The organism is Streptomyces sp. NPDC001717, assembly GCF_042892775.1.
In the GTDB taxonomy this organism is placed as follows: Bacteria; Actinomycetota; Actinomycetes; order Streptomycetales; family Streptomycetaceae; genus Streptomyces.
This window is the reverse complement of record NZ_JBIAUK010000002.1, coordinates 564,765-584,605: the sequence shown is the minus strand read 5'-3', so window position 1 is coordinate 584,605 and position 19,841 is coordinate 564,765. Positions and strand designations below refer to the sequence as shown.

The following is a 19,841-nucleotide window of genomic DNA, read 5'->3' as shown; positions in this document are numbered from 1 at the left end:
CGCCATCCCCTGGGCGTCGCTGAAGCACGCCTACGGGACGGCTGAGGACGTACCCGGACTGCTGCGGGACCTGTACCGCCCGGAGAAGGCCGTCGACGCGGTCGACGAACTGTCGGCCGGCGTCCACCACCAGGGCGGCGGGGTCTACTCCGCGGCTCCACCCGCCCTCCCGTACGTGCTCCGGGCCGCGGCGGATCCGGCCGTCGACCCGGTCGTCCGCCGTGAACTCCTGGAGTTCGTGGGGGCCTTGGCCCATGCGGCGAACACCTCCGCGTCCCGCTCCGTCACCCGGACCTGGCCCGCCGCCTGGGACCGGGCGGTGACGGACCTGCTGCCGCTGCTCGACGACCCGGCGACCGGGCTCCGGATCGCCGTCGCGGACACCCTCGCCAAAGCCCACCACCGCGCCGACGAGGTGATCGCGGCGCTGCGGGCACGGTGGACCGTGGACCGTGGAGCGGGAACGGGACGCCGGCATCCGACTCGTCGCCGCGGTCGGCTCGTTGGTCTCCCACGCCGACGCCCAGCGGGACGGCTCCCTCGACTGGCTGCGGCAGCTCGTCCACGCCGCCGATCCGGCGATCCGTCTCGCCACCGTCCAGGCCCTGCGGCGCGCGCTGCCGGGCCAGGACGACGGCGACGACACGTACGCGCGGACGGTGTCCGAGGTGCTGTTCGGCAGCGATCCGGCCACGTGGTCACCCGGGGGCCGTTCGATCACGGCGACGGCCGTCTGGGCCCTCGGTCTGCTCGGGGACGACCACGCGGGACGGGTGGACGTGACCGGGAAACTGCTCGCGCACCCGGACGCCGCCGTGCGCGCGGGCGCACTGCGGGCCGCCGCCGACATGCTCAGCCGCCGGCGTTCCGTCGTACCGCTGCTGCTGCCGGGAGTGGCGCGGCTGCTCTCCGACCCCGAACCCGACAACCGGCTCTTCGCCGCCCGCGTCCTCGGTATGTGCGGGCACGCCGCACACCCCTGGGCGGACTCGCTGGCGGACATGGTGACGGACGACGGCGAGCCGTTCCTGCCGGCTCAGACCCATGCCATCTGGGCTCTGGCCCGGCTCGGTGACGCGCGCTGCGCGCCGCCGTTGGCGCGGCGCCTGTCGGGGGAGCGGCTCGGGTTCGCGTACGACTCGTCCCACTCCGACGGGTGGTGGACGTACGACCTCAGCCTGACCGAGACCGCCGCAGGCCTCGGCACCCACGCCGACCTGCTGCTGCCCGCGCTGCGGGCCCGGCTCACCGCCGCCGCCGCCCTCGACGAGCGTCGAGCGCTCTGCCGGACACTGCAGTCGTGGGGTGAGGCCGCCGCCCCCGCCATCCCGGAACTGATCGCTCTCCTGGACACCGACGGCGCGGTGTGGGCACTGGACGCCCTCGCCGCGATCGGGCCTGCCGCCGCGCAGGCCGTGCCCCGGCAGCGGCTGCGCGCACTGCTGGACGCCCCGCCCGAGGGCCAGTCGTTCGCACCGCGTGCCCTCGCGCTCGCCTACGGACGGCTGACCGGCGACCGGGATCCCGCGCTCGCCCTGCTGCTCCCGTGCCTCGGCGAACCGTACGGCCAGTACGACACCGTCACCCTGCTGGGGGAGCTGGGGGCGGCGGGCACCCCGTACGTCGAGCGACTGCGCGAACTCCTCCCGGTGCACCGGGAAGGATGGCTGCCGCTCCGCGTCTGCGAAGCGCTGTGGAGGACCACCGGACGGGCCGACGAGATCGTGCCCGTCCTCGTCCGGGCCATCGCCCCGTTCGCCGAGGGCGGCGGCGCCTATCCGGCGGTCACCGAAACGGTGAGGCTCCTGGCCGAGATCGGCCCGCCCGCAGCCCCCGCCGAGCCCGCCCTGAGGGCGTTCCTCGACGCCGACGAGCGGCCGGTCCGGCACGGGACCTGGCGTTCCGTACCGGAGGACGACGAACTGTGCGCCGCCGCCCGCACCGCGCTGCGCGCGATCAACGGCTCCGGCCCGCGCTGACTCCCGCAGGGCCGCACCCCGGCACGAGTACGCACCGGGGTGCGGTCGTGCGGCCGATCCGCTGAAATCCGGCCGCGCCGGGCTTCGCCAGGACTGCGCCCGGGCAGCCAGCCTCCGTGGCCCGTCCCGCTTCCCGCCCGAACAGCCGGCCCGCGGTGTCCGCCGCGGCAGCCCCCGTGCCCGTCCGACCGCCGAACGTCCGGCACGCCCTCGTCGCCGGATCCGTCGGCAACTTCGCGGAGTGGTACGAGTTCGGCGTCTACGGCTCCTTCGCCACCGTCATCGCCGCCCGTTTCTTCACCCCGGAAGGCGGCGACGGGGGTCAGGCGCTCATCGCGGCCTACGCCGCCTTCGCCATCGCCTTCTTCTTCCGCCCCCTGGGCGCCCTGCTCTTCGGCCGACTCGCGGACCGGGCGGGCCGCCGGCCGGCGCTCGTCCTCGCCGTCTCCCTGATGACGGGTGCGACCGCCCTGATCGGCGTGCTGCCCGCGTACTCCGCCATCGGCGCCCTCGCGCCCTGGCTGCTCACCCTGCTGCGCTGCCTGCAAGGCCTCTTTGCCGGAGGCGAGTTCGGCGGCGCCGTGAGCCTGCTGACCGAGACCGCACCGCCCGGCCGGCGGGGCCGCCACGGCGCCTGGCAGTCGTTCACCGTCGCCCTCGGGCTCCTGACGGGCGCGGGCCTCGCCGCCGGACTGGCGACCCTGCTCTCCGAGAGCGCCCTGTACGCGTGGGGCTGGCGCGTCCCCTTCCTGCTGGCCCTGCCCCTGGGCGCCGTGGCCCTGTGGCTGCGCCTGCGCCTGCCGGAATCCGTCCCACCACCGCTGCCTCCGGAACACCCGATCCGGTTGGAGGGCCCGGCTCCGAAGGGGATGCCCGGCGCCGTCCTGCTCGGCATCGGGCGGATCATGGGCTGGTCCGCGGCCGGGTACACCTTCCTCGTCGTCCTGCCCTCGTACCTCCAGGCCACCCTCGGCACGAGCTTCCGGCAGGCCCTGGCCGCCGGCTTCGTCGCCAACCTGGGCTTCGCCGCCGCGATCCTGCCCGCCGGTGCGCTCAGCGACCGCGTGGGACGGCGGGCCGTGATGCTCACCGGCAGCCTCCTCGTCGTCCTCACCGCCCTGCCCCTGCTGCACCTGCTGCGCGACCCCGGCACCCCCGTCGCCGCCAAGGCACTCCTGCTGGCGGCGGCCGGCGCGATGATCGGACTGCTGGCCGGGCCCGGGCCCGCCCTGCTCGCGGAGATGTTCCCGACCCGGGTGCGCAGCACCGGACTCGGACTGGCCTACGCCCTCTCCAACGCCGTCTTCGCCGGCTGCGCGGGCCTCATCGTCACCGCGCTCGTACGGCACACCGGCAACCCGGACGTCCCCGCCCTCTACGCGGCGGGCGCCTGCGCCCTGGCCGTCCCCGCTCTGCTCACCCTGCGCCCCGACGACCACCTGAGGCCCCTGACATGACCCGTAGGCGTGTGACCGCGACGGCCCGGCACTTCGCACCGCCCACCCCCGAGGCGACGCGCACCACCGTCATCGGCCTGATGTTCGGCACCTCCTGCGACGCCGTCGACGCCGCGGCCGCCCACATCACCCACGACGGCACCGCATTGCGCCTGACCCCGCTCGGCATGGTCAGCGCGCCGTACGACGACGAGTTGCGCCACGCGCTCGCCGCGGCGCTGCCGCCCGGCCGCACCACCCTCGCCGACGTGTGCCGCCTCGACACCCACATCGGGCAGGCCTTCGCCCGGCTCGCCGTCCGGGCCGATCGCGAGCTCTGCGCGGGGCGGGCCGAACTGGTCGCCTCCCACGGCCAGACCGTCTTCCACTGGGCGGACGGCGGCCGCGTGCACGGCACCCTGCAGATCGGCGAACCCGCGTGGATCGCGGAGGCGACCGGACTGCCGGTCGTCTCCGGCTTCCGGACCAGGGACGTCGCCGCCGGCGGGCAGGGCGCGCCCCTCGTCGGACTGATCGACCGCATGCTGCTGCGCGGACGCCCGGGCGTTCCGGCCGCGTTGAACGTGGGCGGCATCGCCAACGCCACCGTCCTCACCCCCGACGGCACCCCGGCGGCCTTCGACTCGGGGCCCGGCAACGCCCTCCTCGACGCCGCCGCCCGCCACTTCACCGCGGGGCGGCTCGACCACGACACCGACGGCCGCCTCGCGTCACGAGGCACCGTCCACCGACCACTGCTCGACCGACTGCTCGCCGAGCCGTACTACGGGTTGCCCGCGCCCAAGACCACCGGCCGGGAACTGTTCCACTCCGGCTATCTGCGGACGGCCCTGGACGCGGTCGGACCACTCGCCGCCCCCGACGTACTGGCCACCCTCACCCGGCTCACCGCCCGTACGGTCGCCGACGCGCTGCGCCCGTTCGGCGTCACGGAGGTACTGGCCTCCGGCGGCGGCACCCGCAACCCCGCCCTGATGGCCGCACTCCGGCGGGAGCTCGGAGCCGACGTACGCCTGCGCACCTCGGACGCGCTCGGGCTGCCCAGCGCCGCCAAGGAGGCGTACGCCTTCGCGGTACTGGGCTGGCTCACCCTGCACGGCCTGCCGGGCACCCTCCCGCAGTGCACGGGCGCCGAGGGCCCCCGGGTCCTCGGCAGCATCACCCCGGGCCGGGCGCCGCTGCACCTGCCCGCACCACCGGCGCAGGCACCCCGCACCCTCACGGTCGACCCGGCGCCGCTCACCGCGCGTTGACGTCGGCGGCCGCCCTGGGGGCCCGGGCCTTGACCAGCAGGCCCACGACCAGCGCCGCCAGCAGCAGGGCGCCGCCCGACCACCAGAGGGCGTCGGTGTAACCGTGCATGATCTCCTCGGACTGGCTGTCCTCGGACGAAGCGGCCAGCCGGGCGCTGATCAGTGCGACGAGCAGCGCCGCACCGCTCGTCTCTCCCAGCTGCCGGCCCATGAGGACGCGCGCCGAGGCCGCGCCGGAGACCTGTGGGGCGATGCCGGAGGTGGCGGTGGCGTAGAGCGGCCCGAAGGCCAGGCCGCCGCCGAAACCGGCGAGGACCATGCCGGGCACCAGATGCGGACCGTACGCGCTGCCGGAGTCCACGAAGCCGAGGACCAGCAGCCCGGCCGCGGCGGTCACCAGGCCCGACACGATCAGCACGCGGGGCGCGGTGCGGTGCTGCAGACGGGCCGAGACCTGCGTGGCGGCGATGACGGCCGCCGCGGCCAGCGGCAGCAGCATCACAGCGACCATGCCCGGGGCGTAGCCGAAGACGTACTGCATGGAGAGGGCGAGCGCGGGGAGCAGCGCCAGGAACCCGACGCCGCTCAGGGCCAGCGCCACGACGCTGCCGAGCCGGTCGCGGTCCCCGCCGCGGTCTCCGGCAGACAGCGCGCCGGCAGCCGTGGCCTGCCGCCACACGAAGGCCACGAGCAGGAGCACGCCCGCCGCGACGAGAACCAGGACCAGAGGAGCGGCCCAGCCGAGCCGCCCCGCCTCGCCCATGCCGTAGATCAGGGCGGCGAGTCCGGCGGAACCGAGCAGCACGCCGGGCCAGTCGGAGCGGGCGCCGGCACGGGGCGGGCGGCCCGGCAGCAGGGTGGCCGCGCCGGTCAGCGCGATGGCCGCGAGCGGGAGGCACAGGTACTGCGACACGCGCCAGGACGCCAGTTCCGTGAGCCAGCCACCCGCCAGGAGTCCGAGGGCCCCGCCGCCGGCCGTGATCGCCCCGTAGACCCCGAAGGCCCGGGCGCGTTCCCTCGGGTCGGTGAAACCGGTGGACACCAAGGACAGTGCGGACGGGGTGAGGAGCGCGGCGAAGGCGCCCTGCAGGGCGCGCGCCGTGTTCAGCAGGACGGGATCGCCGGCCGAGCCGCAGAGCAGGGAGGCCAGCGCGAAGCCGCTCAGTCCGATGATCAGGGCCCGCTTGGCGCCGAGGAGGTCGGCGATCTGCCCGCCGAGGAGCAGCAGCCCGCCGAAGGCGAGCACGTAGGCGGTGATCGGGTTGAAGCCGTCGCTCGCGAAGCCGAGATCGGACTGGACGTACGGCAGGGCCGTGCTGAAACCCATCACGTCGAGCAACACGATCAGCTGTGTCAGGGCGATCACGCCGAGGCCCCACCAGCGCCTGGGGTGCGGTGCCGCCGGATCCGCGAGGGCGGCCGGGGGCGGCCCGAAGCCCTGCGCGGGGACGAACGGCGCGGACGGCGGGGGAGCGGGCGCGTACGGCGGTGGCGTCGGCACCGGCTGGTGCTGGTGCTGGTGCTGGCGCGGGACGGAGGGGACGCGAGGGTCCGGCCGCGCGGCGGGCTCCGCGGCAGGGCCGGCGGCGGGCGTCTCGGGGGCCCAGTCCAGCAACCGGGCCGCACGGCGACCGAGTTGCGCCAGTACCGTGCCCGGCAGCCACTCCTCGGCCTGGTCCACCGCCGTCCGGTCCGCGACCTCCCCGGGGGTGGGCCGGGCGGCCGGGTCCTTCTCCAGGCAGGCGCGTACGAGACCGGTCAGCGGCTGCGGGACTCCGGTGAGGTCCGGTTCCTCCTCGGCGACCCGGAAGAGGTGGGCGTTCAGCCCGGAGTCGGCGGCGCCGAACAGGAGCCGTCCGGTGGCGGCGTACACCAGGACGGCACCGAGGCAGAAGACATCGCTGGCCGGGGTCAGTTCGCGGCCCCGGACCTGCTCCGGGGACATGAAGCCGGGCGAGCCGATCAGCATGCCGGTGCGGGTGTGCAGGCTGTCCCCGGTGAGGCTGTCCATCGCGCGCGCGATGCCGAAGTCGATGACGCGGGGGCCGTCGACGGTGACGAGCACGTTGGACGGCTTCAGGTCACGGTGGATCAGGCCCGCCCCGTGCACGGCCTGGAGGGCGACGGCGAGCCGGTTGGCGAGCGTGTGGACCGAGTACTCGGGCAGCGGCCCGAAGTCCTCGGCGACGACGGTCCGCAGGTCCGGCCCCGGGATGTACTGCGTCGCCACCCACGGCACGGCGGCCTCCGGATCGGCGTCGAGCACGGCGGCCGTCCAGTCCCCGCCCACCCGCCGGGCTGCGGCCACCTCGCGTGCGAAGCGCCTGCGGAACTCGGGGTGCCCGGCGTGCTCGGCCTGTACGACCTTCACGGCGACGGTCCGCCCGCCCTCGGAACGGCCCAGATAGACCAGGCCCATGCCGCCCTCACCCAGCCGGGCGATCAAACGGTACGGGCCGATGCGGGTCGGGTCTGCTGCGATCAACTGGTCCACGGGAGCGAAGTATGCCAACTGCCCGGCGGCGGCGGACCCCTCCCCCGGATGCCGGTACCCGGAAGGTACGCTCTGGCTTTTCCGCGCGCGGTCGGACTGCGGATCCGACGCGTGCGGCAGCCGAGGGCGGGAGGGGGCATGGGGACGGTCGAGGAGCTCTGGCGGGCCGGGGAGATGCCACTGCGCGACGGGCTGTACCGCCGGGACGACACCGGCACGGAACTGCACGTGGACGGTCCGGGGGCCTACCACCCTGATGCCGGGCAGCCGATTCCCTTCCGTTTCGGAGGGCCTCTGGACGTGCTCCGGGCCATCGAGGAAGACGGCGTCGAGATGGTCGACACCTACTTCGAGAGTCCGCTGCCGGACGGCTCCGGGCGGATGTCCGGCGGGGGCGGCGGCATGGGCAACATCGGCTACCTCGCCCGCCTCGACGCAGGCGGCTCCCCCCGCTGGATCGCCGTGATGTTCCACTCCAACCCGTTCGTCGGGGTGCGCTACGAAGGCACGAGTGCCGTCTTCACCAACGACTGGGGAAACCGGCTCTCGCTCGACCTGCGGAGCCCCGCGCTCGGCTGACCCGTGGCACCCCCGCGCTCGGCCGCGGCACGGAGTCGCGCTACCACCCCCACCACCGCCGGTGCGGTATACGTCCTGTGAGGCCTACCCGATGCCGGTGAGAGGGAGTGGTTGCCGTGGAGCGTACGGGCTGCTGTGTGGTGGGCGGTGGGCCCGCCGGGATGGTGCTGGCCCTGCTGCTGGCCCGCGCCGGGGTCGAGGTGACCGTACTGGAGAAGCACGGCGACTTCCTGCGCGACTTCCGCGGCGACACCGTGCACCCCTCCACCCTGTCCCTGCTGGACGCCATCGGCCTCGCGGACAGGTTCGCCGCGTTGCCGCAGCGCCGGGTGACCTCGGTGCAGCTGCCCATCGGCCCGGACCGGTCCCTCGTCACGGTGGGGAACATCGGGGCGCTGCACGGGAAGTACAACTACATCGCGATGGTGCCGCAGTGGGACCTGCTCGACCTGCTCGCCGACGAGGCCGGCCGCGAGCCTTCCTTCACGCTGCGCATGAACACGGAGGCGACCTCCTTCATCACCGAGCGCGGGCGGGTCACGGGCGTGCGCTACCGCACGGCCGACGGGTCCGTCGGCGAGCTCCGCGCCACGCTGACCGTGGCCTGCGACGGACGGGGCTCACTGGCACGCGACCTGCCCGAACTCGGACTGGAGGGCTTTCCCTGCCCCATGGACGCGTGGTGGTTCAGGCTGCCACGCCGGGAGGACGACCCGAGCGGCCTCGTGGGCGGCCTCGGAGACCGCTTCTTCACCGCGCTCATCGACCGCGGCGACTACTGGCAGTGCGCGGCGCTCATCCCCAAGGGCACCGACGTCCAACGCCGCGCCGAAGGGCTGGATCGCTTCAACGCCCGGTTCGCGCAGGCGGCCCCCTGGCTCGCCGACCGGACCCACTCCCTCGCCTCCTGGGACGAGGTCAAACTCCTCGACGTCCGACTCGACCGGCTGCGCCGCTGGCACCGCCCCGGGCTGCTGTGCATCGGCGACGCCGCCCACGCCATGTCGCCGGTGTTCGGCATCGGCATCAACCTCGCCGTCCAGGACGCCGTCGCCGCGGCCCGCCACCTGGTGCGCCCGCTGCGCGAGGGCACCGTCGGACTCCAGGACGTACGCCGCGTGCAGTACCGCCGACTGCCCACGACGGTGGCGACCCAGGGCCTCCAGCGCCTCGCCCACGCCCAGGTGATCGAACCGCTGCTGGCCGGCCGGGTCGCGTTCGGCAACCCCCGGCGGGCCGCGCGGCTCACCGGACTCGTCACCGAGTCACGTTGGCTGAACCGACTGCCGGCCTACTTCCTCGCCTACGGGGCCCTGCGCGAGCGCCCGCCGAAGGAATCGCTCCGCACGAGCGGCTGACCGCCCCGGAGTTCGAGGCGCATGCGCGGGGCCGCGCGCGGGGTCCGCGCGGGTTGTCCGCGGACAACCCGGCGTTGTCCGACGCCGCCACCCCCGATGAGCTGGGCGCTCCGGACAGGGCCCGCACGGCCAATTCCCGCGGCTGTCAAGGTCGGTGCCGACGGGGGCAGCGACGACTGCCCGTTCACGGCAGTCGTCCGGTCGGGGCCCCTGTGTCCGTGCCGCACCGGCACACCCACGGGGGAGGACGCAGGGGCCCGCAACCGGCCGGACGGCAGACCACAGACCACGGTCCTAGGAGGACTTGTGTCCCAGATACGCATTCGCATGCTGGCCGGGGCGGCCGCGCTGCTCGGCGCGTTCGCCCTGGCGGGCCCGGCGCACGCTTCCGGCACCGAGACCGGTCCGGCCGGTTCCCAGGGAGACCGGCACACGTCGGTACGTACCGAGGCGGACGCGGCGGCGTCCACCGGCATCCGCATTCCGGCAGCCACCGGCGAGCGGAACGCGACCGAACCGCGCCACGTCGAGATCGGCCGGCAGCGGGTGCCGGACGGTACGGCGCACGCCGGCCTCGCCAACGCCGGTACCTACCGTGCCTCGTTCACGATCAACGGGCATACCAGCAAGGTGCAGATGAACGTCTTCACGGGCAGCGACGGACACGACTGGGCCTGGGGCGAGGCCTGGCTCTACGGCGACGGTGAGGCCCTGTACCTCGACATCTGGCGCCCTGGTCAGGCGAGTTGGGACCCCTGGCAGGACTATCAGGTGCCGGCCGGCGTCCACACCAGTACCAGTACGGCCTACTACGACGGGCCCGGTTACCGGATCCGGGCCTGCGGCGCCAACCCGAACTTCGGCGACCCCTACGGCAACCCCCAGTGGGGCTGGAACATCGCCTGCACCGTCTGGAACTGACAGCTGTGACTGACTGACGGCTGTATCCGACGGCCGGGGCGGGCGGCGGGGCGGAGGCGGTTCTCCGCACCGCCGCCCGCCTTGCCGCGCGCTCGGCCGCCCGCCTTGCCGCCGGCCCGCCCCGAGCTGCCTTGCTCAGCCGACCGTGGCGATGGAGCTGGCGGAGATGCCCAGCGGCGTCCACTGCTCTCCGTTCCCCGTCCAGCGGGACACGGCCAGGCCGTCGGCGATGCGGTACACGGAGTGGTCGCCCACGGCGAGGTCGATGCCCGCCGCGCCGATCGGCGTCCAGGATCCCGGCGCGCCGTCGTACTTGAGGATCCGGCCGGTGGTCGCGTCCACGGCGAAGAGCCCGGCGCCACCGGCGTACAGCTTCCGGGCCGGGCCGCCGATGGGGCGCCAGTTGCTGCCCTTGGCATTGGCCTGCCAGATCTCCTTGCCGTCCGGAGAGATACGGGCCACGTAGTCCGCTCCCACGGCGAAATCGGCGCCGGGTCCCCCGGCGTCCACCCAGGAATCGCCGTAACCCGCGTACCGGAACAGGGCGCCGGAAGTCGGGCTGGTCGCGAAGAGGCCCGCGCCGCCGGCGTACAGGCGGGCGGCGGCACCGCCGATGGGGACCCACTCCGCGCCCAGACCCGTCCACCGCATCACGGCGTCCCGGTGCTCCGTGATCGCGTACAGGCCGTCGCCCGCGGTCACGAACTGCTCCCCGGGGAAGCCGATCTGGGACCACGAGCTGGACGGCTCGTCGTACTTGAAGATGCGCCCGTCACCCGGATTGGTGGTGAACAGTCCCGCCGCCCCGGCGTACACGTGCTCGGCCGCCGGACCGATCACCTTCCACGAACCTTCCCGTCCCGTCCACCGCAGGACGCTGTGGCGGTCCGGCGAGACGGCGTAGGCCGTGCCGGGCCCGTCCGGGGCCGGTGCGGAGGGTGGCTGTACGGGGGCGGTGGGGCGGACCGGATCCGGATCGCGCGGAGTGCGCGAGGGGACGGTCCGGGGCACGGCGGGCGAGGGCGACGGCGTGACCGATGGCGAGGGAGAAGGGGACGGCGTCGTGGGCTTCGCGCCCGGTGCGACGGGTCCGGACGGCAGCGGCAGCGGTGTCGAGCCGCCTCCGACGCCGAGCACGATGTCCTGCCGTCCGAGGACCATCCCGAGGAAGGCGGCGCCCGCGCCGAGAGCCAGGACGAGGGAGACCGCCAGGACGGCGAGCGAGGCCCGGCCGGGTGAGAACCGGCCCGTGGGCCGCGGCCCGTGTGGTCCGGGCGGAACCGGCGAGTACACGGCGGGCAGGGTGTCGAGCCGCTCCAGCACGACACCCTCGACGACGTCGGAGTACGGCCGGCCGCCCCGGGCCCGTTGCCACAGCCAGTGCGCGTCCTCCCGCTGTTGCGCCACGAGGTGGTGGACGCGGGCGAGTTCGGTGGACAGGGTCAGGTCCACCGCCGTGGTCCCCGGGACGTCGTCCCCGGTGCGGAGCACCGCGTCCCCCGTCTCCGTCTGCGTCTCCGTTGTCGGCACCGGCAGCCAGGGCAGCCGGTGGGCGCCGTCGCACTGGGCCCGGACATCGGCGACCGCCTGCCGCGCGGACTCCTCGACGGCCCGGGCGGCGACGAGCTGGTCGAGCACCTCGTCCAGCCGGATGCGCGGTTCCGCCGACGGCCCGTACTCGGGCTCGTCGCCAACCGGTCCCCCCGCACCCGTACCCGTCCCCGTCTTCGTGCCGGTCTCCGAGGTTTCCGTCCTCCCCGACCGTTCGGCTTTGGCTTGTTCCCGAAGCATCGTCATCAGCGCAAGCAGCCCCTCCACCAACCGGCCGGAAGCGGCGAGGTCCTCCTGGGCCCGGCGCAGCGCGTCCTCCAGACCGGGCTCGGGACTGGCCTCGGCCTCCGCTTTCGCCGTCAGGGCCTGATCGTGCAACCGGCGGGCCCTGGCCAATGACTCCTGACGGCCGCGCGGATCGCGCACGCACTCCTTGATGACGAGGCCGAGGCGCCCGAGCGGGATCACGCGGGCCCCGGACCGGTACTCGCTCCAGGCGGTCTTGCCACCTCCGAACCGCTGCGCCAGCTCCCGCACCGTCAAGCCGGCGGTCACCTCGCGCAGCAGCGCTGCCAGCTCGTTCGCAGCGCGCGATCTGCCTCTCGGCGCTCCCTGCGGACGTCCTGCTTTGGCCATGAGCTCGCCCCCTGTCGTCCGCGGGCAGTTCCCCCTGCCCGCGCCCCCGCCCTGTGCCGTGTGGGCGCTGCCCCATCAGCACCTCGGCCGGCGTCCGAAAAGTCCTGGGACGCCTTCCAGAGCGCGCAAAGACAACCCGCCCGAGAGCAAAACGTCCATCACTCGCCCGACCCGGTGTCCGGAACCGTGCGCCGCCTCCGGGGGCCATGACGCACACGGGACGGCGGGAGGACCGCGGTGTCACGCCGGCCGGCGGGACGCGATGGCCGCGGTGCGGTGCGGCCGTCGCGGCCGTTCAGGCGAGGCGTCGCTCGACCTCGTTCTTGAGCACTCTGCCGACCTTCGAGCGCGGCAGGTCCGGCCAGATCTCCACCTGCTTCGGCGCCTTGACCGAGCCGATGCGCCCCTTGGCGAAGCCGATCGCCTCGGACGCCTCCAGCACGGCGCCCGGCCGCAGTTGGAGGGCCGCCGTCACGCGCTCGCCCCACTCGTCGTCCGGCAGGCCCACCAGTCGTCAAGATATTCTTGGACAACTGCCCAAAGTTTCTTGGACGCTTGTCAAGGGAGGGGGGTTCGTCAAACTGCCACCGCACAGAGCTCGTTCCGGCGGGCGAACTGCGCGCGGGGTTCGCCGCGGGCCTCGCCGAGACGCTGGTGGAGGACGCCGCCATGCACCGGCTCTGGTACGACCTGCGCTCGCAGGCGCTGTTCGAGGAGTCGTTCCGCGCGGACGTCCTGGAGATCGCCGGGACGCTCCAGGGCATGATCTGGCGCATCGTCACCCGGTACGCGGAGCTGTCGGGAACGAAGGTCGCGCCGTCACCGGCCGCGACGTACGCGATGCTGGACGGTCTCTTCCAGCAGCAGTTGCTCCACCACCTGGCCGGGGACGAGTACGCCAGGACACGCCTCGCGCAGGACGCCGGGAGCCTGCTGGGGCTGGCGGTGCCAGGGGGAGGGTGAGGCCCGGCCGGGCGGAATCGCCCCTCACGGCCCGGCCGATGGGCATACGCGCCAACACCACGCGCCAACACCACGCGCGTTCACCCCGCGCCGGTTCCCCGCGCCGACACCCCGAGACCGGAAGGGTCCGCATGCTCGACGCGCACGCGTACGCACGCCTCTCCGCCACCGAAATCGCCGACCTGGTCAACCGCGGCGAGGTCACGGCGGGCGAAGTCGTCGACACCGCGCTGGCCGTGTGCACCGAACGCGACGGCGCCCTGCGCGCCTTCACAGCGATGTGGCCCGAATCCGCCCGGGCCCTGGCCGCCGAGGTCGACGCCTCGCGGGCCGGCGGGACCCGCCTGCCCCTGGCCGGGGTGCCGATCGCGGTCAAGGCGAGCCAGGGAGTCCGTTCCGTACAGAACCGGCGCCTGATCGCCGCCGGTTGCGTGCCGATCGGAGCGACCTCCGTACCGTGCGCCGGTACCGCCCACCAGACCTACGGATCCACCGACCGCGGCCCCACGCTCAACCCGCTCGACCCCGCCTGGTCCCCGGGCGGATCGTCGGCCGGGTCCGCGGTCGCCGTCGCCGCCGGAATCGTGCCGCTCGCCACCGGATCCGACGGGGCCGGATCCGTACGCATTCCCGCCGCCTGGTGCGGCGTCATCGGCTTCAAGCCCACCAACGGCCTCCTGCCCGCCCCGGACCGAGCCGGCCTCAACAGCCCCGGCGTGCTCACCCGCACCGCGGCCGACGCCGCCGCCTACCTCCGCGCCGTCGCTCCCGTCGCCGCCGCCACGTCGACGGCGACCGGAACGCCCACGGTCCTCTGGACGCCGACCCTGGGGTACGCCGACACCGACCCGGACATCGCGGACACCGCCCGCCGCGCCCTGCACCGGATCGCATCCGCCGGACTGTGCGGCCTCGTCCGGAGTACGGTCCGACTGCGCGACCCGGCTCCGGCCTGGACCGCCCTGCGCGCCGGCGCCTCCGACCGGGACACCGAGGCGCTGATCCGGGCCAACGAGCAGGCCCTGTACGAGGCCTTCGAAGCAGCGGACCTCATCGCCACCCCCACCACGCCGCACCCGCCACACGGCCACGACGGCCCGGGAACGCGCATGAGCGTGGCACTCACCTGGGCCTTCAACCTCTCGGGCCACCCGGCGATCAGCCTCCCCGCCGGAAGGACCCCGAACGGCGAGCCGGCCGGCCTCCACCTGATCGCCCGCCGGCACGCGGATGCCGCACTGCTCGACGCCGCCGAAAGATGGCACCACACGGCGACCGGCGCTGAGCGGCCCGCTCGGTGAGATGCTGGGTACATGACAGAACACGGCGCCTTCGTCCCTGGTCGACGCGGGCCGACGGGTCGGCGGGCTGTTCCACTCGACCTGCTGACACCGGCCCCGGAGGCGAGCCGACCTCCGCCGGGCCGTGGTCGAGCGCGGCCCGGCGTGGAACCGGTGGTCAGGGGCGCAGCCCGGCCTGCCTGAGTGCCACCCGCGACAAGTCGTCGATGACGTACGCGTCCCCCCGGCGCCAGGCGTCGGCGAGTCCCCCCGGCGGAACGGGGACCGTCGCGAGGGCCTTCACGGGCCCGGTCAGGGCGCGCAGGGCGAGCAGGTCGGCACCACCCGGGGCGTCGAGGAGACCTCGGACCAGAGCGCTGCGCCGGATCCAGCGCACCCGTGGGGGAAGCCACAGTGCCAACACGAACAGCACCGAGGTGACGATGAGGGCGAATGCGGTGAGGTCGGCGACACGGCCCACGACGTCCTGCATGGTCTGCCCGGCATCGGAGAGCCCGTTGCCGGCCTCGGCGGCGGACTGGAGGGGCTTCTTGAGGACGCCCCCGACCAGCGGAACGTTCGAGGCAGCGTCCCCGGCATGGCCGAGGCCGGAGGCGAGGCTGTCGCCCGCGTCCTCCACCTTCCGCCCCGGCTCGGCCAGCAGCATGATCCCGTCCCGGACGGCCAACGCGAACCACACGGCGGCCGCGATCAGGAGCACCGCGATGAGATCGGCGAGCATCTGCCGGCAACGACGTGCGCGAGTCTGGGCGTAAAGGCGCATCGGGGCGCTCCTGTTCCGGCGGCATCGAAGGGCAGGACCGGTCTCCAACCAGGCGGGCCGGACATCCGTGACGGCGAGCCGCGACCCACCACCCGACCGTACGCGGCACGCGCCACATCCGGGACCCGTGGCACACCGGTGCGCCGAGCGGCCCACTGTGCCACGCTCGGCCCGGACCGGCCGCCGAGCGAATACCGGACATGCGTACGATGCGCCGGTGATGATCCACCTTGCCATCGACACCACCTCCGAGGCGTACCAGAGCGGGAGGGCAGTGGGCTTCGTCTTCGGCGTCGCCGTGCTGATGCTCGTCCTCTGGTTCGCCACCGCCTCATGGCGGCGGGCCGCCACCCCGCCCCCTGGCGTGGCCGTCGGCGGGCACACCGCGGCGCTGCGCGCCCGCCGACGTCGCACCGTCCTGATCGTCCTCGGCGTGCTCGGGGCGGCCGCGGTGGTGGGTGGCGTACTCCGGTACCAGCCGGAGCCGCGCGCCGCGGAGACCGCCGCGGCCGCCGACCGCCCGGCGGAAGCCGCCGCCCCGGCCGCTCCGCGCACGATCACACCGCCCGACGCCCTGGACGGCTTCCGGCTGATGAGCGAGGAGGAGACGGCCTCCTACCGCGAGGCGGAGGCCGCGCGCCTTCCCCGTGGTCGCACCTGGTACTACGACCGGGACGCCGACGGTCGCGCCGACGGCGTCCTCCACATCGACACCACCCAGTGGTCGCAGAAGCTGGCCGCGGAGAAGCGCAGGGACTCGATCACGCAGGAGTTCCGGAACTTCTTCGCCGGAGCCCGGAGCAGCGACCCCGCGGAGTACCCTGCCGGCCCGCTCGGCGGCCGTCTGGCCTGCGGGCACTACGAGAACAACCCCGCCATGTCCATCTGCGCCTGGAGCGACGCGACCACCCTCGGAACGTTCCTGCAGTCCGGAGTCCAGGACCTGGACTCGGCCGCCAGGACCACGCTCGGCTTCCGGAACGCTTCCGACCGGCGCACCTGAAACCGTCGGACCCCACGCCGTCACGCCGAGCGCCGTGGAGCGGTCCGCCCGCCACCCGGGCCGGGGCCGCGCGAGGGCGCGGACCCGGCCCGTGGCCGGCGGTTCAGGCCCGTCCGAGCAGGCCCGCCGCGGCGGTGCTGTCGGCTCGGGAGGTGAAGAAGTCGCAGAACGCGGCGACGAACTCCGCTTCCTCGACCTGCCCGTCCCCGTCCGAGTCCAGCTGCCTGAACCCGTCGTTGAGTTCGGCCGGGTGCACCCGGGGTCCCCCGAACAGCTTCCGGTACTCGTCCACCCCCAGGCAGCCGCTGCCGTCGCCATCCGCGGCACGGAACAGGGCCCGCACCGCCGGTACGAGGCCCTTCTCCAGGTACGCCGGGTCACGGTCCACCCCGGCCAGCATCGCGGACACGAACTCGCGGCAGTCCACGCCCCCGTCGCCGTCGGTGTCGGCCGCCTCCCGGAGCTGCCGCCACCAGCCCTCGAACGCGGCGTAGATCTCGTCCTCCCGCTCGGCGGGCAGTTCGAGCCGCCAGCACATGGCGTGCACCATCGCCTGCAGGTCCGCGGAGTCGACGCGGCCGTTGCCGGTCTGGTCCAACACCTGCCGGAAGAACGCCTCCAGCCGGGCCGGACGCGAATCGCCGCCGGTCCGGGCCCTCGGCACCACCACCCGCGCGGGCGCACCGCTCACGGACCGGCGGCGGTAGCGCACCCGGTCGGGAGCCAGGTTCATGACGTGGCGCAGCCCGTGGTGAAGCGTCCACGACAGCGCCGCGCCCCCGGGCCCGCGCGACGTCCCGAACCTCTCGTGCCAGGCCGGCGGCAGATCGCTCACCGTGAGGGAGGCCAGCGCACGGGCGATCACCACGCGCAGCAGCGGCCACGCGGGTGCCAGCCGCCCGAGCCGGCGCGGGACGGGGGCCTGGCGGAGCATGCCGTACAGCATGTCGCGGACCTCGGGCCCGTACTCCAGGACCTCCCGCACCATCCGCTCGACGTACGCCGGGACCTCGGCCGCGCCCGCGGGCAGGACCTCGCCCGGAATCCCCAGGGCGGCGCACACGTCCAGGAACTCCGTGTACAGGGCGTCGCGTTCGGCGTTCGACAGCGGATCACCGGACAGCTCGCGCATGGCGGTCATGGACTCGTACAGCGTCACCATCACCCAGCCGCGGACCTCGGGATCCTCGGCGCTGAACGCCCGCCCGGCCGCGTCGGTCCCGTTGATGCGCCGGTGCGTCCTCTGGAGACGGGCCACTTCCAGGCGCCGCTCCTCGGGCCCGGCGAAGAACAGCCGGCTGCCGCTCTCCATGGTGTGCTCGATCCGCCGCCAGGGGTGGGCGCGGTAGGTCGAGTACCGGTCCATGCCGGCGGCGACGACGGGATGGGCGATCTGCAACACGAGCAACCGCCACGCCACGAGCCCCATGCGCCGCTCGCCGAGGGTCCGCCGCAGCAGGGTCTCGACAGCGGGTAAGGCCACAGAGGTCACAGGAGCTTCCTTTTCTCACGGGGACACCGACACCCCGTACAACGCCCCCACCCCCCGCCCGTCCCACCCGAGCCCCCGCCTCCACTCTGACGTGCGTCACCCCGAACGCCCGACCGCCCACAACTGGACGATCGGCGACCGCACCGCCCGGTTACGTGCGGACGTGCGCACGCCGTGATGATGGGATGGCTACGGCTCGATCAGGCCGGCCCGGATGGCGTAGCGCGTGAGTTCGAGGCGGTCGCGCAGGCCGAGTTTCTGCAGCAGGTTCGCACGGTGGCGCTCGACCGTCTTGGGGCTGATGACGAGGAGATCGCCGATCTCCTTCGAGCTGTGGCCCTCGGCGACCAGTTTGAGGATCTCCTCCTCGCGTTCGGTGATGGCCCGCTCCGGCAGCGGGCCGCCGCTCCGCGCGCGGTCGAGGTAGCTGCGGATGAGGGTGGTCTCCGCACCGGGGTAGATGAAGGGTTCGTCGCGCAGCGCGGCCCGGCAGGCTTCGACGAGATCGCGGTCGGCGACGGACTTCAGGACGTAGCCGGAGGCGCCGGCGCGCAGCGCCTCGAAGAAGTACTGCTCGTTGTCGTACATGGTCAGCATCAGGATCCGCAGGTCCGGCCGGATACGGGCGAGTTCGCGGGCGGCCTGGAGGCCGGTCCGGCGGGGCATGGCGATGTCGAGGACGGCGAGGTCGAGGTCCAGGCCGCGGGCCTGGGCGACGGCCTCCGCCCCGTCGGCCGCCTCGGCGACCACGGTCAGGTCCGGTTCTGCGTCGAGGATGAGCCGTACGCCGCGGCGTACGAGCGTGTGGTCGTCGGCGAGGAGGATCCGGGCGGGTCCGGCGTCCGGCTGACTCATGGTGTTGCCCCCGGGATGTCGGTGTCGTGGATATCGAGGCGGACCTCGGTGCCGCCGTGCGGCCCGGGCCCGACGAGGAGTTCTGCCCCGATGAGCAGGGCGCGTTCGCGCATCCCCTGGATGCCGGCGCCCTCGGGAGCGTCCCTCAGGCCGTGTCCGTTGTCGTGGACGAGCAGCCCGGTGCCCCCGCCCGGCAGGGGACGCAGGTGTACCTCGACGCGGGTGGCGCCCGAATGGCGGGCGGCGTTGGTCAGGCCCTCCTGCGCGACCCGGTAGAGGACGAGTTCGGCGGCGGGGTCCAAGTGGGGGAGCCCCGGGGTGATGTGGGCGGTGACGCCCAGGCGCGCCGTGGTGAACTCGGCGGCCAGGGAGCGCAGGGCGCTGTGCAGGCCGAGCTCCTCCAGGACCCCGGGACGCAGACGGCGGGCGATGCGGCGGATCTCGTCCAGGCTGGCGCGGGTGGTCTCCTGCGCCTGGTGGAGGTCGCTGCGTACGGGTTCCGGGGCGCGGTCGGCGGCGTGCTTGATCTGCAGGAGGACGGCGGTGAGGGTCTGGCCGACCTCGTCGTGCAGTTCCTGGGCGATGCGTTTGCGCTCGGCCTCGAGGGCGGTCAGGACCCGGCCGCTGCTGGTGGCCCGCTCCGCTTCGAGGCGGTCGAGCATGGCGTTGAAGGACCGGGTGAGCGCGGCGATCTCACCGCCCCCCGTGACGGCCGGACGGGTTCCGGGTTTGAGGAGGTCGGCGGTGGCCATGGCCCGATTCAGCCGGGCGAGCGGGGCCAGACCGACCCTGAGGAGGACCGCGTTGGTGACCAGCATCGCGGCCAACCCCGCGAGCAGGACGATCGCCTCGCCGAACCGCACCGGCGTGGAGACGGTGACCGGACCCAGCAGCAAGGCCACCGCGATCGCGATGACGCCCGCGTTCAGGAGGAAGATCCGCCAGTACAACGACACGGCCACACGCCTTTCCGACCGGTCTCCCGGCATCCGCCACGGCCCTGCCGCCACCGCGTCCCCATCCCCTCTGAACTGCGACGGAGCCCACTTCTCCGCTCCCATCCTCATGCTGCCGGAAGGCCACTGTCCATCCGTGCCGACACCCATATTTCCGGCACGCGGAAAGTGGCACGATGACCCCGCCGAGCGGCTTCTCCTGCCCGGGATCGAGCGCCCGCCGCACCGGCATCACGTACGGAACGAACACGAGGGGGGACAGCTGTGCCTGCTCCACGGA

General features: G+C 74.0%; 16 protein-coding genes. 9 read left to right on the top strand and 7 right to left on the bottom strand.

The features are described 5' to 3' along the window. Nucleotides 1-452: 452 nt before the first annotated feature. The 3 genes from ACFYZL_RS07195 (at nucleotide 453) to ACFYZL_RS07185 (ending at nucleotide 4,689) form a co-directional block, all read left to right on the top strand. Complete coding sequence (locus ACFYZL_RS07195; protein ID WP_388676845.1) at nucleotides 453-1,979, top strand: hypothetical protein; 1,527 nt, start codon at nucleotides 453-455, stop codon at nucleotides 1,977-1,979. Nucleotides 1,980-2,155: 176 nt separating this feature from the next. Further along, nucleotides 2,156-3,436: an MFS transporter gene (locus tag ACFYZL_RS07190; RefSeq protein ID WP_388676842.1), complete on the top strand. Its 1,281-nt coding sequence runs from the start codon at nucleotides 2,156-2,158 to the stop codon at nucleotides 3,434-3,436. Next, nucleotides 3,433-4,689 (top strand): anhydro-N-acetylmuramic acid kinase, encoded by a 1,257-nt coding sequence (locus ACFYZL_RS07185; protein ID WP_388676839.1) that lies wholly within the window; start codon nucleotides 3,433-3,435, stop codon nucleotides 4,687-4,689. The genes ACFYZL_RS07190 and ACFYZL_RS07185 overlap by 4 nt, the downstream gene beginning before the upstream one ends. Here the strand turns inward: ACFYZL_RS07185 and ACFYZL_RS07180 are convergent. Next, entirely contained in the window at nucleotides 4,676-7,183 is a 2,508-nt protein-coding gene (locus tag ACFYZL_RS07180; RefSeq protein ID WP_388676836.1) for an MDR family MFS transporter, read from the bottom strand. The two genes, ACFYZL_RS07185 and ACFYZL_RS07180, sit on opposite strands and share 14 nt — an antisense overlap. Before the next feature lie 138 nt (nucleotides 7,184-7,321). On the opposite strand from ACFYZL_RS07180, the gene ACFYZL_RS07175 reads away from it, so the two are divergent. From ACFYZL_RS07175 to ACFYZL_RS07165, 3 genes are all read left to right on the top strand, one after another. Beyond that, a complete protein-coding gene (locus ACFYZL_RS07175; protein ID WP_384747042.1) occupies nucleotides 7,322-7,762 on the top strand; it encodes a hypothetical protein in 441 nt (146 codons plus the stop codon). 116 nt (nucleotides 7,763-7,878) lie between these two features. Further along, the gene (locus tag ACFYZL_RS07170) at nucleotides 7,879-9,120 is read left to right on the top strand and encodes an FAD-dependent oxidoreductase (protein WP_388676833.1); all 1,242 of its coding nucleotides are present in this window, start codon (nucleotides 7,879-7,881) and stop codon (nucleotides 9,118-9,120) included. A 306-nt stretch (nucleotides 9,121-9,426) separates the two neighbouring features. After that, nucleotides 9,427-10,041: a hypothetical protein gene (locus ACFYZL_RS07165; protein ID WP_388676830.1), complete on the top strand. Its 615-nt coding sequence runs from the start codon at nucleotides 9,427-9,429 to the stop codon at nucleotides 10,039-10,041. A 135-nt stretch (nucleotides 10,042-10,176) separates the two neighbouring features. On the opposite strand, the gene ACFYZL_RS07160 is transcribed toward ACFYZL_RS07165, so the two are convergent. Together ACFYZL_RS07160 and ACFYZL_RS07155 are read right to left on the bottom strand one after the other, a co-directional pair. Beyond that, a complete protein-coding gene (locus tag ACFYZL_RS07160) occupies nucleotides 10,177-12,228 on the bottom strand; it encodes a hypothetical protein (RefSeq protein WP_388676827.1) in 2,052 nt (683 codons plus the stop codon). 295 nt (nucleotides 12,229-12,523) lie between these two features. Then, nucleotides 12,524-12,736: a hypothetical protein gene (locus ACFYZL_RS07155; protein ID WP_384747048.1), complete on the bottom strand. Its 213-nt coding sequence runs from the start codon at nucleotides 12,734-12,736 to the stop codon at nucleotides 12,524-12,526. A gap of 47 nt (nucleotides 12,737-12,783) precedes the next feature. Between ACFYZL_RS07155 and ACFYZL_RS07150 the strand changes: the two genes are divergently transcribed. After that, nucleotides 12,784-13,191, top strand: coding sequence for a hypothetical protein (locus ACFYZL_RS07150; RefSeq protein WP_388676824.1), 408 nt, complete (start codon nucleotides 12,784-12,786; stop codon nucleotides 13,189-13,191). A 131-nt stretch (nucleotides 13,192-13,322) separates the two neighbouring features. Further along, nucleotides 13,323-14,492: an amidase family protein gene (locus ACFYZL_RS07145; protein WP_384747050.1), complete on the top strand. Its 1,170-nt coding sequence runs from the start codon at nucleotides 13,323-13,325 to the stop codon at nucleotides 14,490-14,492. 157 nt (nucleotides 14,493-14,649) lie between these two features. Here the strand turns inward: ACFYZL_RS07145 and ACFYZL_RS07140 are convergent, their stop codons facing one another. Next, nucleotides 14,650-15,255, bottom strand: a complete 606-nt coding sequence (locus ACFYZL_RS07140) for a hypothetical protein (protein WP_384747052.1) — start codon at nucleotides 15,253-15,255, stop codon at nucleotides 14,650-14,652. A gap of 217 nt (nucleotides 15,256-15,472) precedes the next feature. Here ACFYZL_RS07140 and ACFYZL_RS07135 point away from each other — a divergent pair, with 217 nt between their 5' ends. After that, on the top strand, nucleotides 15,473-16,258 hold the full coding sequence (locus ACFYZL_RS07135; RefSeq protein WP_388676821.1) for a hypothetical protein: 786 nt from the start codon (nucleotides 15,473-15,475) through the stop codon (nucleotides 16,256-16,258). A 103-nt stretch (nucleotides 16,259-16,361) separates the two neighbouring features. On the opposite strand, the gene ACFYZL_RS07130 is transcribed toward ACFYZL_RS07135, so the two are convergent. From ACFYZL_RS07130 to ACFYZL_RS07120, 3 genes are all read right to left on the bottom strand, one after another. Further along, nucleotides 16,362-17,750: an oxygenase MpaB family protein gene (locus ACFYZL_RS07130; protein ID WP_388676818.1), complete on the bottom strand. Its 1,389-nt coding sequence runs from the start codon at nucleotides 17,748-17,750 to the stop codon at nucleotides 16,362-16,364. Nucleotides 17,751-17,939: 189 nt separating this feature from the next. Continuing rightward, a complete protein-coding gene (locus tag ACFYZL_RS07125) occupies nucleotides 17,940-18,605 on the bottom strand; it encodes a response regulator (RefSeq protein WP_384747057.1) in 666 nt (221 codons plus the stop codon). After that, nucleotides 18,602-19,561 carry a sensor histidine kinase gene (locus ACFYZL_RS07120; RefSeq protein ID WP_388676814.1) on the bottom strand — a complete coding sequence of 320 codons (960 nt, stop codon included), beginning with the start codon at nucleotides 19,559-19,561 and terminating at the stop codon, nucleotides 18,602-18,604. The genes ACFYZL_RS07125 and ACFYZL_RS07120 overlap by 4 nt, the downstream gene beginning before the upstream one ends. Nucleotides 19,562-19,841 lie beyond the last annotated feature (280 nt).

Bases quoted from the DNA above. Each gene is read 5' to 3' on its own strand.
- ACFYZL_RS07185 (WP_388676839.1), top strand. From the start codon at position 3,433: ATGACCCGTAGGCGTGTGACCGCGACGGCCCGGCACTTCGCACCGCCC.
- ACFYZL_RS07175 (WP_384747042.1), top strand. From the start codon at position 7,322: ATGGGGACGGTCGAGGAGCTCTGGCGGGCCGGGGAGATGCCACTGCGC.
- ACFYZL_RS07160 (WP_388676827.1), bottom strand. From the start codon at position 12,228: ATGGCCAAAGCAGGACGTCCGCAGGGAGCGCCGAGAGGCAGATCGCGC.
- ACFYZL_RS07145 (WP_384747050.1), top strand. From the start codon at position 13,323: ATGCTCGACGCGCACGCGTACGCACGCCTCTCCGCCACCGAAATCGCC.
- ACFYZL_RS07140 (WP_384747052.1), bottom strand. From the start codon at position 15,255: ATGCGCCTTTACGCCCAGACTCGCGCACGTCGTTGCCGGCAGATGCTC.
- ACFYZL_RS07125 (WP_384747057.1), bottom strand. From the start codon at position 18,605: ATGAGTCAGCCGGACGCCGGACCCGCCCGGATCCTCCTCGCCGACGAC.